At 68.8% G+C, this 13,671-nt stretch carries 13 protein-coding genes; 8 read left to right on the forward strand and 5 right to left on the reverse strand.

What is annotated here, in order from left to right; translation table 11 throughout:
- The first annotated feature begins 85 nt into the window (after window positions 1–85).
- A complete protein-coding gene (locus H8R02_RS14520; RefSeq protein ID WP_187082158.1) occupies window positions 86–2,050 on the forward strand; it encodes a PAS domain-containing hybrid sensor histidine kinase/response regulator in 1,965 nt (654 codons plus the stop codon).
- Window positions 2,051–2,079: 29 nt separating this feature from the next.
- Entirely contained in the window at window positions 2,080–2,862 is a 783-nt protein-coding gene (aroD, locus tag H8R02_RS14525; RefSeq protein ID WP_187082159.1) for a type I 3-dehydroquinate dehydratase, read from the forward strand.
- A gap of 1 nt (window position 2,863) precedes the next feature.
- Here aroD and H8R02_RS14530 read toward each other — a convergent pair whose 3' ends face one another.
- Window positions 2,864–3,706, reverse strand: a complete 843-nt coding sequence (locus tag H8R02_RS14530) for an alpha/beta hydrolase (protein WP_187082160.1) — start codon at window positions 3,704–3,706, stop codon at window positions 2,864–2,866.
- 52 nt (window positions 3,707–3,758) lie between these two features.
- Window positions 3,759–5,549, reverse strand: coding sequence for a DNA mismatch repair endonuclease MutL (mutL, locus tag H8R02_RS14535; protein WP_187082161.1), 1,791 nt, complete (start codon window positions 5,547–5,549; stop codon window positions 3,759–3,761).
- A gap of 37 nt (window positions 5,550–5,586) precedes the next feature.
- Between mutL and H8R02_RS14540 the strand changes: the two genes are divergently transcribed.
- The 4 genes from H8R02_RS14540 to H8R02_RS14555 are packed head-to-tail and all read left to right on the forward strand — an operon-like array spanning window position 5,587 to window position 9,380.
- Window positions 5,587–6,882: an Hsp70 family protein gene (locus H8R02_RS14540; protein WP_187082162.1), complete on the forward strand. Its 1,296-nt coding sequence runs from the start codon at window positions 5,587–5,589 to the stop codon at window positions 6,880–6,882.
- Window positions 6,883–6,889: 7 nt separating this feature from the next.
- Window positions 6,890–7,537, forward strand: coding sequence for a DedA family protein (locus H8R02_RS14545; RefSeq protein ID WP_187082163.1), 648 nt, complete (start codon window positions 6,890–6,892; stop codon window positions 7,535–7,537).
- Window positions 7,538–7,596: 59 nt separating this feature from the next.
- Window positions 7,597–8,907 carry an aromatic ring-hydroxylating dioxygenase subunit alpha gene (locus H8R02_RS14550; protein ID WP_187082164.1) on the forward strand — a complete coding sequence of 437 codons (1,311 nt, stop codon included), beginning with the start codon at window positions 7,597–7,599 and terminating at the stop codon, window positions 8,905–8,907.
- Window positions 8,904–9,380 carry an aromatic-ring-hydroxylating dioxygenase subunit beta gene (locus H8R02_RS14555; protein WP_187082165.1) on the forward strand — a complete coding sequence of 159 codons (477 nt, stop codon included), beginning with the start codon at window positions 8,904–8,906 and terminating at the stop codon, window positions 9,378–9,380. The genes H8R02_RS14550 and H8R02_RS14555 overlap by 4 nt, the downstream gene beginning before the upstream one ends.
- Before the next feature lie 17 nt (window positions 9,381–9,397).
- On the opposite strand, the gene H8R02_RS14560 is transcribed toward H8R02_RS14555, so the two are convergent.
- On the reverse strand, window positions 9,398–9,604 hold the full coding sequence (locus H8R02_RS14560; protein WP_187082166.1) for a YMGG-like glycine zipper-containing protein: 207 nt from the start codon (window positions 9,602–9,604) through the stop codon (window positions 9,398–9,400).
- A gap of 179 nt (window positions 9,605–9,783) precedes the next feature.
- Between H8R02_RS14560 and H8R02_RS14565 the strand changes: the two genes are divergently transcribed.
- Complete coding sequence (locus tag H8R02_RS14565) at window positions 9,784–10,644, forward strand: hypothetical protein (RefSeq protein ID WP_187082167.1); 861 nt, start codon at window positions 9,784–9,786, stop codon at window positions 10,642–10,644.
- Here H8R02_RS14565 and H8R02_RS14570 read toward each other — a convergent pair whose 3' ends face one another.
- Window positions 10,645–12,000 carry an N-acetylmuramoyl-L-alanine amidase gene (locus H8R02_RS14570; protein WP_290428054.1) on the reverse strand — a complete coding sequence of 452 codons (1,356 nt, stop codon included), beginning with the start codon at window positions 11,998–12,000 and terminating at the stop codon, window positions 10,645–10,647.
- Window positions 11,997–12,488 carry a tRNA (adenosine(37)-N6)-threonylcarbamoyltransferase complex ATPase subunit type 1 TsaE gene (gene tsaE / locus H8R02_RS14575; protein ID WP_187082168.1) on the reverse strand — a complete coding sequence of 164 codons (492 nt, stop codon included), beginning with the start codon at window positions 12,486–12,488 and terminating at the stop codon, window positions 11,997–11,999. Before tsaE ends, H8R02_RS14570 begins: the two co-directional genes overlap by 4 nt.
- A gap of 3 nt (window positions 12,489–12,491) precedes the next feature.
- Here tsaE and queG point away from each other — a divergent pair, with 3 nt between their 5' ends.
- Complete coding sequence (gene queG / locus H8R02_RS14580; RefSeq protein ID WP_187082526.1) at window positions 12,492–13,535, forward strand: tRNA epoxyqueuosine(34) reductase QueG; 1,044 nt, start codon at window positions 12,492–12,494, stop codon at window positions 13,533–13,535.
- Window positions 13,536–13,671 lie beyond the last annotated feature (136 nt).

Below are 13,671 nucleotides of genomic sequence, written 5' to 3' on the forward strand. Positions count from 1 at the left end.
GAGCGTAGCATCCCCGTCCGCATGTTGTAGGACAACAGCGCTTCGCAACCGCCGAGCTGGGCGCGACTCGCATGCGACGCACATAATGGGTTGTTTCACCCGAGCCGAAGACGCAAAGATCTTGAGCGCCGCCCTGGACCTCCCCGAGAAGTACGACAGCAGCGTGCAGCAGCGGCTGCAGCTGCTGATCGACGCCGTCACGGACTACGGGATCTTCCTGCTGGACCCCGATGGCTACGTCGCCTCGTGGAACTCCGGCGCGCGCAAGCTCAATGGCTACGAGCGCTCCGAGATCATCGGCAAGCACTTCTCGGTGTTCTACCCGCCCGAGGCCGTGGCCGCCGGCTGGCCCGACGAGGAGCTGCGACGTGCACGCGCGCAAGGCAAGTTCGAGGACGAAGGCTGGCGCATCCGCAAGGACGGCACGCGCTTCTGGGCCAACGTCATCATCACGGCCCTGTTCGAGCCCGACGGGCGCCTCACCGGCTTCGCCAAGATCACGCGCGACCTGACCGAGCGGCGGCGCGCCGAGGAGCAGCTGCGCGAGAGCGAGGAGCGCTTCCGCCTGCTGGTGGACAGCGTGCGCGACTATGCGATCTTCATGCTCGACCCGCAGGGCATCGTGCGCAGCTGGAACGTGGGCGCGGAGGCCATCAACGGCTACAAGGCCGGCGAGATCATCGGCAAGCACCTGAGCGTCTTCTACACGGCCGAGGACATCGCGGCGCGCAAGCCGGAGATCGAGCTGGAAGTGGCGGCCACGCAGGGCCGCGCCACCGACGAGGGCTGGCGCAAGCGCAAGGACGGCACGCTCTACTGGTCGAACGTGGCCGTCACCGCCATCCGCAACCGCGACGGCGAGCTGATCGGCTTCGCAAAAGTGACGCGCGACATGAGCGAGCTGCGCCGCCTGCAGGAGCTGGAGCTGTCGAGCCAGCGCATGAACGAGTTCCTCGCGATGCTCGCCCACGAGCTGCGCAACCCGCTCGCGCCCATCCGCAACGCCGTGACGATCATGCAGCTGGAGACGCTGAACAACCCGGTGCTGCGCAACTGCCGCGACGTGATCGACCGGCAGCTCACGCACGTGACGCGGCTGGTGGACGACCTGCTGGACATCGGCCGGCTCACCTCCGGCAAGATCACGCTGCGCAAGGAGCTCGTGCCTTACGCCGACATCGTGCAGCGCGCGGTGGAGACGGCGCGGCCCGTCGCGGAGGCACGGCGCCACACGATGACCATTTCGCTGCCGCCGTACCCGGTCCACGTCAACTGCGACCCCACGCGCATCTCGCAGGTGATCCAGAACCTGCTGGTGAATGCCGCGAAGTTCACGCCCGAGGGCGGGCGCATCGAGCTGTCGGTGGTGCAGGAGTCCGGCTTCGTGGTGACGTCGGTGAAGGATACCGGCCGCGGCCTGGAGCCGCACGAGATCAGCCACATCTTCCAGCTGTTCGCGCAGGGCGAGCAGGTCAACCCCAACGAGAGCGGGCTGGGCATCGGGCTCACGCTCGCGCGCTCGCTGGTCGAAATGCATGGCGGCACGCTCGATGCCACGAGCGCCGGCCTGGGGCAGGGCAGCACGTTCACCTTCCGCCTGCCGGCGTCCAAGGCCGTGCCCGCGAGCGACGACGAGAGCGTCGAGGCGCCCAAGGAGCCGGGCCGCCGCATCCTCGTCGTCGACGACAACCGCGACGCGGCCGACAGCACGACCGCGATCCTTCGCTTGCTGGGTTACCAGGTCGAGGCTGCCTACGAGGGGCAGGCCGCGCTGGCCGCTGCCGCGCGCCTGAAGCCCGACGTGGTGTTGATGGACCTGGCGATGCCCGGCCTGGACGGCTTCGAGACGCGGCGCATGCTCAAGTCCATGCCGTCGATGGAGCACGTGTACACCGTCGCGATGACGGGCTTCGGGAACGAGGACGACAAGCAGCGCACGCGCGCCGCGGGTTTCGACGCGCACCTGACCAAGCCGGTGGAGCTCGATGGCCTGATCCGCCTGCTGAACGATGCACGCGAGCAGATGCACGGCGGCGGCGCATCGTCATAACGGCAAGCTCGTCCTTACAATGGGCTGCAATGAAGCCGCCCCTCGCGATCGAACTGGCCGGCGGGCCCCTTGCCAAGGGCCGTCTCCCGGCGATCTGCGCGCCGCTGGTGGGGGGCACGGCCGATGCGCTGGTGGAGGAAACCGCCGCCGTCGCCGAGAAGGAGCCCGACCTGCTGGAGTGGCGGGTGGACTTCTTCGAAGCCATCGCCGACACCGACCAGGTGCTGGAGACCGCGTGGCGCATCCGCCAGGCCGCACCCGGCATCCCCTTGCTCTTCACCCGCCGCTCGCGCCGCGAAGGTGGACAGCCCATCGACCTTGCCGAGGACGCGGTGCTGGAGCTGTACCACGCTGTCTGCAAGAGCGGGCTGGTGGCCCTCGTCGATTACGAGATGAGCAACGAGCCGGACCACGTGAGCCGCGTGCGCAACCTCACGCGGCGTTGCGGCGTCAAGCTGGTCCTCTCGTACCACAACTTCCAGGAGACGCCGCCGGAGGCGCAGCTGCTGGCGCGCCTGCGGCAGGCCGCGCAGCTCGATGCCGACGTCGGCAAGGTGGCCGTGATGCCGCGCTCGCTGGAGGATGTGCTCACCGTGATGCATGCCACGCTGAAGGCGTCGCGCGAGGTGGGCATCCCCGTCATCACGATGGCCATGGGCGGCTGGGGTGCGCTCACGCGCCTGTGCGGCGGGGTGTTCGGCTCGGCGCTCACGTTTGCCGTGGGGGCGAGCAGTTCGGCGCCGGGGCAGGTGCCGATCGAGGATGTTCGCGCCGCGTTGGCCCTGATCCGCAAGGCGATGGGCGAAAGCTGATTCAGCGGAACGAGAACAGCTCGCGCAGCGCTTCGCGGTATTTCTCGCGGCCGACGGACATCGTGCTGAAGTGCGAGCCGCCTTCGACGAGTACGAACTTCTTCTTGCCCGTGGCCGCTTCGTAGAGCTTGCGCCCGAGCTCGCTCGCGATCAGCGAGTCGTTGCTGCCGTGCACGACGAGCAGGGGCGAGCCGATCTTGTCCACCTTGCGCACCGACTCGAAGCGCTGCGTGATCAGCGGGCCGATCGGCAGCCAGCCCCACTTCATGGAAGCCGCCACGTCGGGGATCGACGTGAAGGTGCCTTCGACGATGGTGCCTTGTTCGTCGTCCACGCGCGAGGCGAGGTCGATGGCGATGGCGCCGCCCAGCGAGTGGCCGAAGATGTAGCGCGGGCGGTTGGGGTACTTGGCCGCGAGCCAGTCCCACGCGGCGCGGGCGTCCTCGTACGCCATCTCCTCCGAGGGCAGGCCGGGTGTGCTCTTGCCGAAGCCGCGGTAGTCGATGGCCAGCACCGAGAAGCCGTGCTCCTGCATGCGCTGGATGCGCGGGGCCGAGCCTTCGACGTTCCAGCGGGCGCCGTGCAGGTAGAGCAGGACGGGCGCGGTGTCCGGGCGCTCGGCGGCCGGCAGCCAAAGGCCGTGCAGCCTGATCGGCTGGCCCGTGACGCGCGAGCCGAATTCGACCCAGACGTGTTCCATGCCCTCGGCGTGCTGCGAGCTGGCGCCCCAGCTGCGGTCGCTGGGCTGGAAGATCCAGGCGCGCTGGCGCTCGTCGAGCGTGGTGCAGCCCATCGTCAGGGCGGCGGCGAGGGCGGCGAGGGTGAGGACGAGACGGCTTTTCATGGCAGTCATGGCAGAGTCTGCCTGAACGGGAAAAGTTTCGCCGGGAAGTGTTTCAGCGGCCGCGCAGGAAGAGCGCGTCAAGCTCCTTGACGGTCACCTGCCGCCACGTCGGCCGCCCATGGTTGCACTGGTCGGAGCGCTCGGTCTCCTCCATCTGCCGCAGCAGCGCGTTCATCTCGTCGATCGTGAGGCGGCGGTTGGCGCGCACGGCGCCGTGGCAGGCCATCGTGGCGAGCAGTTCGTTCCTTGCGCGTTCGACCACGCTCGCCGAGTCGTGCTGCGCGAGCTCGGCGAGGACGCTGCGGGCGAGTTCGACGGCGTCGCCCTGCGCCAGCGTGGTCGGAACGGCGCGCACCGCGAGCGTCTTCGGGGACAGCGCGGTGATCTCCAGGCCCAGTTGCGCCAGCGTCGTCGCGCTCGATTCAGCTACCGCCACTTCCTGCGGCGTGGCGGCGAAGGTGGCGGGGATCAGCAGCGGCTGGCTCGCGATCTCGCGGGCGTCCATCTGTGCTTTCAGTCGCTCGTACACGATGCGCTCGTGCGCCGCGTGCATGTCGACGACCACCAGCCCGTGCGCGTTCTCGGCGAGGATGTAGATGCCTTGCAGCTGCGCGATCGCGCGGCCGAGCGGCCATTGGATCTCGTCATTCCCGCGGAGGCGGGAATCCAAGGCTTCAGGAACGCTTTGGGTTCCCGCCTCCGCGGGAACGACCGTGGGGGCCCACAGCGTCGCAATATCCGAAACCTTGTGCCCCAGCGGCATCTCCGGCTGCCGCCACACCGGCTGCGGCGGCAGCGACTCGGTCACAGGCGTCATCGGCAATACCGGCGCACCGGCTCGCGGCGCGGCCAGCGCGTATTCGATCGCATGCCGCACGGCCTGGTGCACCTCGCGGCTGTCGCGGAACCGCACCTCGATCTTCGTCGGGTGCACGTTCACGTCCACGCGAGCCGGGTCGATGTCCACATACAGCGCATAGACAGGATTGCGCTGGCCATGCAGCACATCCTCGTACGCGCTGCGCGCCGCATGCGTGAGCACGCGGTCGCGCACATAGCGCCCGTTGACGTACGCGAACTGCCAGTCGGCGCGCGACCTTGCCGCATCCGGCACGCCCGCGCGCCCGGTGACACGCAGCGGCCCCATGCGATGCTCCACCTCGACGCTCTGCACGACGAAGTCCTCGCCCAGCACGTCCGCCAGCCGCTGCTCGCGCGTGGCGGGGCGCCACTGTTCGACCAGCCTGCCTTCATGCCACACGGCAAAGCCGACGTCCGGCCGCGCGAGCGCGTGGCGGCGCACGGCTTCGAGGCAATGCGCCATCTCGGTGGCATCGGTCTTGAGGAACTTGCGGCGCGCCGGGGTGCTGAAGAACAGCTCCTTCACTTCGACGGTCGTGCCCACGGAGCGGGCCGCAGGGCGCAGCTCGCCGCTGCTGGCTTCGAGCATGAAAGCGGTGGACTGCTCAGCGGTGCGCGACAGCAGGGTGAGCTCCGACACCGAGGCGATGGCCGCCAGCGCCTCGCCGCGGAAACCCATCGTGCCGACCGACTCCAGGTCGGCCAGTGACGTGATCTTGCTGGTGGCGTGTCGCCGCAGGGCGAGCGGCAGTTCCTCGCGTGCGATGCCGCCGCCGTCGTCCTCGACAGACACCAGCCGCACACCGCCCGCGAGCAACCGCACCGTCACTTGCGTGGCGCCCGCATCGAGCGCGTTGTCCACGAGCTCGCGCACCACCGACGCGGGCCGCTCCACCACCTCGCCGGCGGCGATCTGGCTCACGAGCTCGTCGGGCAGTTCGCGGATGGGGCGTTTGGAGGGAGGGGACAGCACGGCGCTCACACCCGCATTCTAGGTGGGGCTACAATCCGCGCCCCCCATGAAGCCCTATTGCGCCATCGACTTCGGCACGTCCAATTCCGCCATCGCGATCGCGGCGGCGGGCGGGCGCATGGCGCTCGTGGACGTGGAGGCGGGGCAGCGCACCATGCCGACCGCGGTGTTCTACCTCGTCGAAGGCCGCAGCGCGTACGAAGAACCGCTGCGCCTCTACGGCCGCGAGGCACTCGCGACTTACGTGGAAGGCCACGAAGGGCGCCTGATGCGCTCGATGAAGAGCATCCTCGGCTCCAGCCTCGCCGACCAGTACACCGACGTGGGCGGCGGCCACACGGTGCGGTACATGGACGTGGTCGGCGGCTACCTGCGGCACCTGAAGTCGCTCGCCGAACGCGACGCCGGCGCGCCATTGCAACGCGCGGTGCTGGGCCGGCCGGTCTTCTTCGTCGACGACGAACCGGAGCGCGACCGCCAGGCGCAAGCCACGCTCGAAGCCGCGGCGCGCAGCGTGGGCTTCAACGAAGTGAGCTTCCAGTACGAGCCCATCGCCGCCGCGCTCGACTACGAGCAGGGCACGCAGCACGAGGAGCTGGTGCTCGTGGCCGACATCGGCGGCGGCACGTCGGACTTCTCGCTCGTGCGCGTGGGCCCGCAACGCCGCGAGCGGCTCGACCGCAAGGACGACATCCTCGCCAACCACGGCGTGCACGTGGCCGGCACCGACTTCGACCGGCAGGTGGAGCTCGCCACGATCCTGCCTGCGTGCGGCTACCGCGCCCTCGGCCCCGCGCGGCCCGGCCAGCCGGCGCGCGAAGTGCCCAGCCGCGTGTACTTCGACCTCGCGACGTGGCACCTCATCAACACCGTCTACACCGCGCCGCGTGTGCACGAGCTGCGGCACATGAAGTCGTTCTACGCCGACGTGCAGCAGCATGCGCGGCTGATGCGCGTGGTGCAGGAGCACCTCGGCCATGCGCTGCTCGGCCAGGCCGAGGCCGCGAAGATCGCGGTGGCGCAGGGCGGCCCGGCGAGCATCGACCTGTCGCGGCTGGAGGCGGGGCTCGCTTCGGCGCTCGACGAGCCGCAAGCCGTGCAGGCGCTCGATGCCGACCTGCACAAGATCGCCGATGCGGCGCAGCAGACGTTGCGCATGGCGGGCGTGCAGCCGCAGCAGGTGGACGTGCTCTATTTCACCGGCGGCTCCACCGGCTTCGAGCCGCTGGTGGCGCGCATCGCCGCTTGCGTCCCCGGCGCGCGCGTGATCCACGGCGACCGCCACGCCAGCGTCGCGCAAGGCCTCGGCGTGCACGCCCAGCGCCTCTACGCGCAGGGATAATCCGCCGATGGACATCATCGCCTTCCTGATCGACTTCATCCTGCACGTCGACCGGCACCTCGAAACCTTCGTCAGCACCTACGGCGCCTGGGTTTATGCGCTGCTGTTCCTCATCATCTTCGTTGAGACGGGCGTGGTGGTGATGCCCTTCCTGCCCGGCGACTCGCTGCTGTTCGTGGTGGGCGCGCTGTGCGGGCTGGGGCTGATGGACTACTGGACGTCGTGCGGGCTGCTGCTCGCCGCGGCCGTGCTCGGCAACCAGAGCAACTACACCATCGGCCGCTACTTCGGGCCCAACGTGTTCCAGTGGGAGCACTCGCGCTTCTTCAACAAGAACGCCTTCAACCAGGCGCATGCGTTCTACGAGAAGTACGGCGGCATCACCATCGTGGTGGCGCGCTTCATGCCCTTCCTGCGCACCTTCGCGCCCTTCGTGGCCGGCGTGGCGCAGATGACGCGCCGCAAGTTCAGCTTCTACGACGTGACCGGCGGCGCGCTGTGGGTCGTCGGCATCATCACGGCCGGCTACTTCTTCGGCAGCGTGCCGTGGGTGAAGGCGAACCTCGAGAAGATCATCTGGGCGATGATCCTGATCCCCGGCTTCATCGTGATCGGCGGGGCGATGCGGGCGCGCTTCAAGGCGGCGCGCACGTGACGCCGAGGCCGGCCCGCCGGGCTGGCCGGAATTGATAAGCACGCGTATTATCTGGCGCCATGAACGCGCCGGAAACCCTCACCCGCTGGTCCACCCCGGGCTCCAGCCGCGTGCCCTTCTGGGCCTACACGGACGCGCAGCTGTACCGGCGCGAGCTCGACCGCATCTTCTACGGGCCCCACTGGTGCTACGTCGGGCTCGAGGTCGAGGTGCCGAATGTCGGCGACTACAAGCTCAGCTGGGTCGGTGAGCGTTCGGTGATCCTGGTGCGCGACCGCGTGGCGCCGAAGGACCGCGGCACCGACACCGGCATCCGCGTGGTCGAGAACCGCTGCGCACACCGCGGCGTGCGCTTCTGCCAGCAGCCGCACGGCAACGCACGCAGCTTCGTCTGCCCGTACCACCAGTGGACGTACAAGCTCAATGGCGAACTGGCGGGCCTGCCGTTCAAGGACGGCGTGAAGGACGGCGACTGCGTCAACGGCGGCATGCCGGCGGATTTCGACGTGAAGCAGCATGGCTTGACGAAGCTGCGCGTCGCCGTGCTGCACGGGCTGGTGTTCGCCACCTTCAGTGAGGATGCCGAGCCGTTGGAGCAGTACTTCGGCCCGAACGTCATGCCGTGGCTGGACCGCATCTTCAAGGGCCGGCAGCTCACGCTCCTGGGCTACAACCGCCAGCGCATCCCGGGCAACTGGAAGCTGATGATGGAGAACATCAAGGACCCGTACCACCCGGGCCTGCTCCACACCTGGTTCGTCACCTTCGGGCTCTGGCGCGCCGACCAGAAGAGCCGCATGGTGATGGACGAACACGGCCGCCACGCGGTGATGATCTCGCGCCGCAACGAGGGCGGCGAGAACAAGACCGTGACCGAGGGCGTCACCAGCTTCAAGCAGAACATGGCGCTCAACGACACGCGCTTGCTCGACGTGGTGCCGGAGCCGTGGTGGAAGGTGCCCGACCCGTCGAACCCCGGCAGCGACATCATGCCGACGGTGACGATGATCACGCTGTTCCCCTCGCTCATCATCCAGCAGCAGGTGAACTCGCTGTCCACGCGGCACATCGTGCCGCGCGGCGAGGGCGAGTTCGACTTCGTGTGGACGCATTTCGGGTTTGCGGACGACAGCGAGGAGATGACGCGCCGCCGGTTGCGGCAAGCCAACCTATTCGGCCCGGCGGGCTTCGTCAGCGCCGATGACGGCGAGGTGATCGAGTTCAGCCAGCAGGGCTTCGCGCAATGGGGCGAGGACGGCGAGACCTTGTGCGAGCTGGGAGGCACCGGCACCGGCGGCACCGAGCACATGGTCACGGAGACCCTCATCCGCAGCATGTATGCCTACTGGAAGAAGGTGATGGCCGAATGAGCACGGAGCTGATGCTGCGCCTGGAGATCGACGCGCTCAACGCCGACTACGCCGCCGCCCTCGACGAGCGCCGCTTCGACGACTGGCCGGAGTTCTTCGTCGACGACGCGAAATACACCGTGCAGGCCCGCGAGAATTACGACCGCAAGCTGCCGCTCGCGCTGATCGCGCTGGAAAGCAAGGGGATGATGAAGGACCGCGTGTACGGCATCACGCAGACCATCTACCACGGGCCGTACTACACGCGGCACGTGGTGGGCCCGGCGCGCATCACGGCGGGCGAGGGGGAGCGCATCCGCGCGGAGGCGAATTACGCGGTCTTCCGAACCCGGCCCGGCGATGCGAGCGAGGTCTACAACGTGGGGCGGTATGTCGACGAGATCGTGCGAACAGGCGGCGGGCTGAAATTCGCCCACCGCCTGTGCGTCTACGACAGCGAGATGGTCCTCAACTCGCTGATCTACCCGGTCTAGGGTCTGCTATCCAGCGCTTAGCGCTTGGCAGCCTTGTTGCCCAGGTAGCCGCCGGCCACGGCACCGGCGATGGCGCCGCCCGTACCCGCAACGGCGTCACCCAGCACGCCACCCACCACGGCGCCGCCGACGGTACCCACCGTCGTGCGGTCCATCGAGGCGCAGCCGCCCAAACCCAGCATGGAGGCGGCCACCAGGGCCGCAGCAACGATACGCGTCTTCATGTCTTCACCTTCCTGAATTGTTGGTCGGGCCCTCCTGTAGGCCCCGTGTGGCGACTTTAGGAACACCGCCGCAGCCGGGCTGTAGGAACCGCTTGACGGGGGGTGTCGGCACCGCGCACGATAGGTTGCAGGCGCGCTGCGGGCCGATGAGGTTCCGGCGGCGCGCAAGGAGGCCATGCATGGACACACGCAACATCGCCGCGGTTTGCACCGCCCTTCTTACCTGTGGTTTCGCGGCCGCGCAGGAACCGCCGGGCGTGCGCGTGCTCGTGAGCGCCGTCCACCAGAAGGGCGACGTGGTGTACAGCTACCAGATCGAGAACGAGTCGGACAGCGCCATCGACTACCTGCGCCTCGGTTCGCTGGAGCCGGGCAAGGAGCTGCCCGCGACGCCGTGGAAGGCGAACCCCTTGCTATCGGACATCCCGTCGCCGGTGCCCAAGGAGCAGTGCTATGCGTTCAAGAGCATGACCTGCGAGGTGGCGGTTTTCCAGACCTTCGCGATGACCGAGCCGCGTGCGCTGCTCGTGATGCGAGGGGCGGAATTGCATGCGGTGCATGCGTCGGGCTTCTCGGCGCCGGAGTTGATCAAGGCCCGCACGGCCAGCACCGTGGCGCTGGTGCGTGTGCCGGGGGGTGCGGCGGGCTACCTGACCGTGCCTGCTGCCGTCGGGCTTTACGACCGCCAGCCGAACGACGAGCAGGGCCGGCCCGTGCGCGAGCTGCAGGTGGCGCTGACGAAAGCGGATACGACGCCGCCGGTGCTCACCGGTGCGGCGGCCGTCGAGAAGCAGGGGCCGATGCTCGAAGTGCGCGTGAACCTGCAGGTGAAGGACGACGTTGATCCGGAGCCCGAAGTGCAACTCGTCTCCGTGACCGCCAACCAGCCGCTGCTGCCGCGCGACGTGCAGTCGGGCGACATGCGCCGCATGCTGCTGCGGCCCGTGAAGGGCCGCGTCTACCAGCTGACGTACAAGGCGATCGACGCGTCGCAGAACGCGGCGCAGCTCGTCATCCCGGTCTCGGGCGAACCGAAGTAACTAGACGACCCGGCTGCGCGCCAGCGGTGGGTTCTTCGCGAAGTAGCGCTGGATCCCGCGCATCAGCGCATCGGCCAGTTCGTCCTGGTACGAAGCAGTGCGCAGCTTGGTTTCTTCCTCCGGGTTGCTGATGAAGGCCGTCTCCACCAGCACGCTCGGGATGTCGGGCGCCTTCAGCACAGCGAAGCCCGCCTGCTCGACCTTGGCCTTGTGCAACTTGCCGACGTTGCCGATCTCGCCGAGCAGCGCGCTGCCGAGCTTGAGGCTGTCGTTGATCTGTGCCGTGGTGCTCATGTCGAGCAGGGCGCGCGCGACGTGCTGGTCCTGCGTGCGCACGTTGACGCCGCCCACGAGGTCGGCGCTGTTCTCCTTGTTCGCGAGCCAGCGTGCGGCGGCACTCGACGCGCCGGTGCGCGAGAGCGCGAACACGCTCGCGCCGCGCGCCTGCGGCTCGACGAAGGCGTCCGCGTGGATGCTCACGAACAGGTCCGCCTGCACGCGCTGGGCCTTCTGCACGCGCACGTGCAGCGGCACGAAGAAGTCCGCGTCGCGCGTCATGAAGGCGCGCATCGGGTTTCCGTTGACCGTTGTCGCGTTGATGCGCTCGCGCAGCTTGTGCGCGACGGAGAGCACCACGTCCTTCTCGCGCGTGCCCGCGGGGCCGACGGCGCCGGGGTCCTCGCCGCCGTGGCCGGGGTCGAGGGCAATGATGATCATGCGGTCGGTCTTGGACGGCGGGGGCGCGGGTGCAACCGACAGCGTCTGCGATGGCGACAGCTGCGGTGTGGGCACCGAGGGCCGCGGCTGGGTCTGTTTGGCGATCAGCTCCGCGATGGGGTCCACGGCGGGCGCGGGCGCGGCCGCCGGCTTCTCGCGCAGGCGCTCGGCGATCAGCGCTTCGAGCGGGTCCACCGGTTTCGCGGGGTACAGGTCCACGAGCAACCGATGCTGGTACGCCGCCACCGGCGGCAGGTTGAACACCTGCGGCAGCGCCTGCTGCTTCAGGTCGATCACGAGCCGCACGCCGCTGGCCGCGCCGCTGCCCACGCGGATGCCCGCGATGTACGGGTCGTCGGTCTGCACCTTGGCGACCAGCTCGCGCAATTGCGGGTTGAGCTCGATGCCCTCGATGTCGATCGCCAGCCGCGGCGGCGACTGCACCACCAGCGACTTCGCGGTGAGGATGCCGTCGGACTCGATCGTCACGCGCGTGTAGTCCGGTGCGGGCCACACGCGCACGCCGAGGATGCTCGCGCCGAACGCAATTTCGGCTTGGCCCAGCAGCAGGACCAGCGTGCCGGCCTGGAGCACGTCGCGGCGTTTCATGCCGGGCCCGGCCATGTCGCGCGCCTTCATGCCAGCAACTCCTGCCCGCGCACCGTCTGCGCCTTGAGCGCCACGCGGCGGATATCGTCGGCATCGGCGTCGATGCGAACGACGAGGTCGGCCACGGGCAGCAGGCCTGCCGCCTTCTCCGGCCACTCGGCGATCTTCAGCCCCGGCTTGGCGAAGATGTCGCGAAAGCCCGCGTCTTCCCACTCGCGCGGGTCGCCGAAGCGGTAGAAGTCGAAGTGCCAGATGGGGAACTTCGCGTTTTCGTACGGTTCCACCACCGCGTAAGTCGGGCTCTTGATGCGGCCCTGCACGCCCAGGGCGCGCAGCAGGTGGCGCACGAGCGTCGTCTTGCCGGCGCCGAGGTCCCCCTGCAGTTCGACGTACGCGTCGGCGAGTGCGGGTGCCGCAGCCAGCCGGGCGGCGAACAGCCCGGTGTCTTCCTCGTTGCGCCAGACTTCGGCGCGGATAATCGGCAAGTGACGTTCAGCGGCGCTCAGGGCGGCTCCCATTTACTGGCCCAGGTACGGCATTGGGCCCTCGAACTCGGATTTTCCCAAATCGGGGTGGCCGGCGTCGACCTTTCCGCCGCCGAGCCGGGCCTTGCGGCCTGGCTGGATAACGGTTTCCACGGCGAGATGGCCTACATGCAGGCCCATGGTTTACGCAGGGCGCGGCCCGCGGAGCTCGTGCCGGGCACCGTGAGCGTGATTACCGCACGCATGGACTACCTTCCCGCAACAACCCCCGAGGGCTGGCAGGCCATCGAGTTCGAGCGGCTGCAACGCCCCGGCGAAGCCATCGTTTCGCTCTACGCCCGCGGCCGCGACTACCACAAGGTTCTGCGTTCGCGCCTGCAGAAGCTGGCCGAGCGCATCGCGCAAGCCGTCGGCCCGTTCGGCCACCGCGTCTTCACCGATTCGGCGCCCGTGCTGGAAGTGGAGCTCGCATCGCGCAGCGGCCAAGGGTGGCGCGGCCGCCACACGCTGGTGCTGGACCGCGAGGGCGGCTCGATGTTCTTCCTCGGCGAGATCTACGTGGACCTCGCGCTGCCGCCCACCGAGCCTGTCACCGACCATTGCGGCACGTGCAGCGCCTGCATCGACGTGTGCCCCACCGGCGCCATCGTCGCGCCGTACCGGCTGGATGCGCGGCGCTGCATCTCGTACCTGACGATCGAGCACCCGGGTTCCATCCCGGTCGAACTGCGCCCGCTCATGGGCAACCGCATCTACGGTTGCGACGACTGCCAGCTCGTCTGCCCCTGGAACAAGTTCGCGCAGCGCAGCCCGCTGCCGGACTTCGAGGCACGGCCCGAGCTCACCGGCCGCACGCTCGTGGAGCTGTTCGCGTGGAGCGAGGAGGAGTTCCTCCGGCGCACCGAGGGCAGCCCGATCCGGCGCATCGGGCACGAGCGGTGGCTGCGCAACATCGCCGTCGCGATGGGCAATGCCCTGCGCGCCGGCGAAGACGAGGCAATCCGCGTCGCCCTCGCATCGCGCCGCGAGACGGCCAGCCCGCTGGTGCGCGAGCACATCGACTGGGCTCTCGCGGGATGATGGTATACAGGCGAGATCGAACGGAGGGGGTCCTATGAAGCGCAAGTCTTCCGGCAAATGCGAGCAGGCGCTCGAGTCGCCGCGCGCCGGAATCGCTTCCTTGGTGGAGGCACTCGACATGTTCGAGCCGGGATTC

This window comes from Ramlibacter albus (assembly GCF_014297445.1).
GTDB classification, from domain to species: Bacteria; Pseudomonadota; Gammaproteobacteria; order Burkholderiales; family Burkholderiaceae_C; genus Ramlibacter; species Ramlibacter albus.

What these genes read in the sequence shown, in the direction of transcription:
- H8R02_RS14555 (WP_187082165.1), top strand. Translation starts at nt 8,904, where the DNA reads ATGAGCACGGAGCTGATGCTGCGCCTGGAGATCGACGCGCTCAACGCC.
- H8R02_RS14550 (WP_187082164.1), top strand. Translation starts at nt 7,597, where the DNA reads ATGAACGCGCCGGAAACCCTCACCCGCTGGTCCACCCCGGGCTCCAGC.
- tsaE (WP_187082168.1), bottom strand. Translation starts at nt 12,488, where the DNA reads ATGGGAGCCGCCCTGAGCGCCGCTGAACGTCACTTGCCGATTATCCGC.
- H8R02_RS14545 (WP_187082163.1), top strand. Translation starts at nt 6,890, where the DNA reads ATGGACATCATCGCCTTCCTGATCGACTTCATCCTGCACGTCGACCGG.
- H8R02_RS14560 (WP_187082166.1), bottom strand. Translation starts at nt 9,604, where the DNA reads ATGAAGACGCGTATCGTTGCTGCGGCCCTGGTGGCCGCCTCCATGCTG.
- H8R02_RS14530 (WP_187082160.1), bottom strand. Translation starts at nt 3,706, where the DNA reads ATGAAAAGCCGTCTCGTCCTCACCCTCGCCGCCCTCGCCGCCGCCCTG.
- H8R02_RS14570 (WP_290428054.1), bottom strand. Translation starts at nt 12,000, where the DNA reads ATGAAGGCGCGCGACATGGCCGGGCCCGGCATGAAACGCCGCGACGTG.
- H8R02_RS14540 (WP_187082162.1), top strand. Translation starts at nt 5,587, where the DNA reads ATGAAGCCCTATTGCGCCATCGACTTCGGCACGTCCAATTCCGCCATC.
- aroD (WP_187082159.1), top strand. Translation starts at nt 2,080, where the DNA reads ATGAAGCCGCCCCTCGCGATCGAACTGGCCGGCGGGCCCCTTGCCAAG.
- H8R02_RS14565 (WP_187082167.1), top strand. Translation starts at nt 9,784, where the DNA reads ATGGACACACGCAACATCGCCGCGGTTTGCACCGCCCTTCTTACCTGT.
- H8R02_RS14520 (WP_187082158.1), top strand. Translation starts at nt 86, where the DNA reads ATGGGTTGTTTCACCCGAGCCGAAGACGCAAAGATCTTGAGCGCCGCC.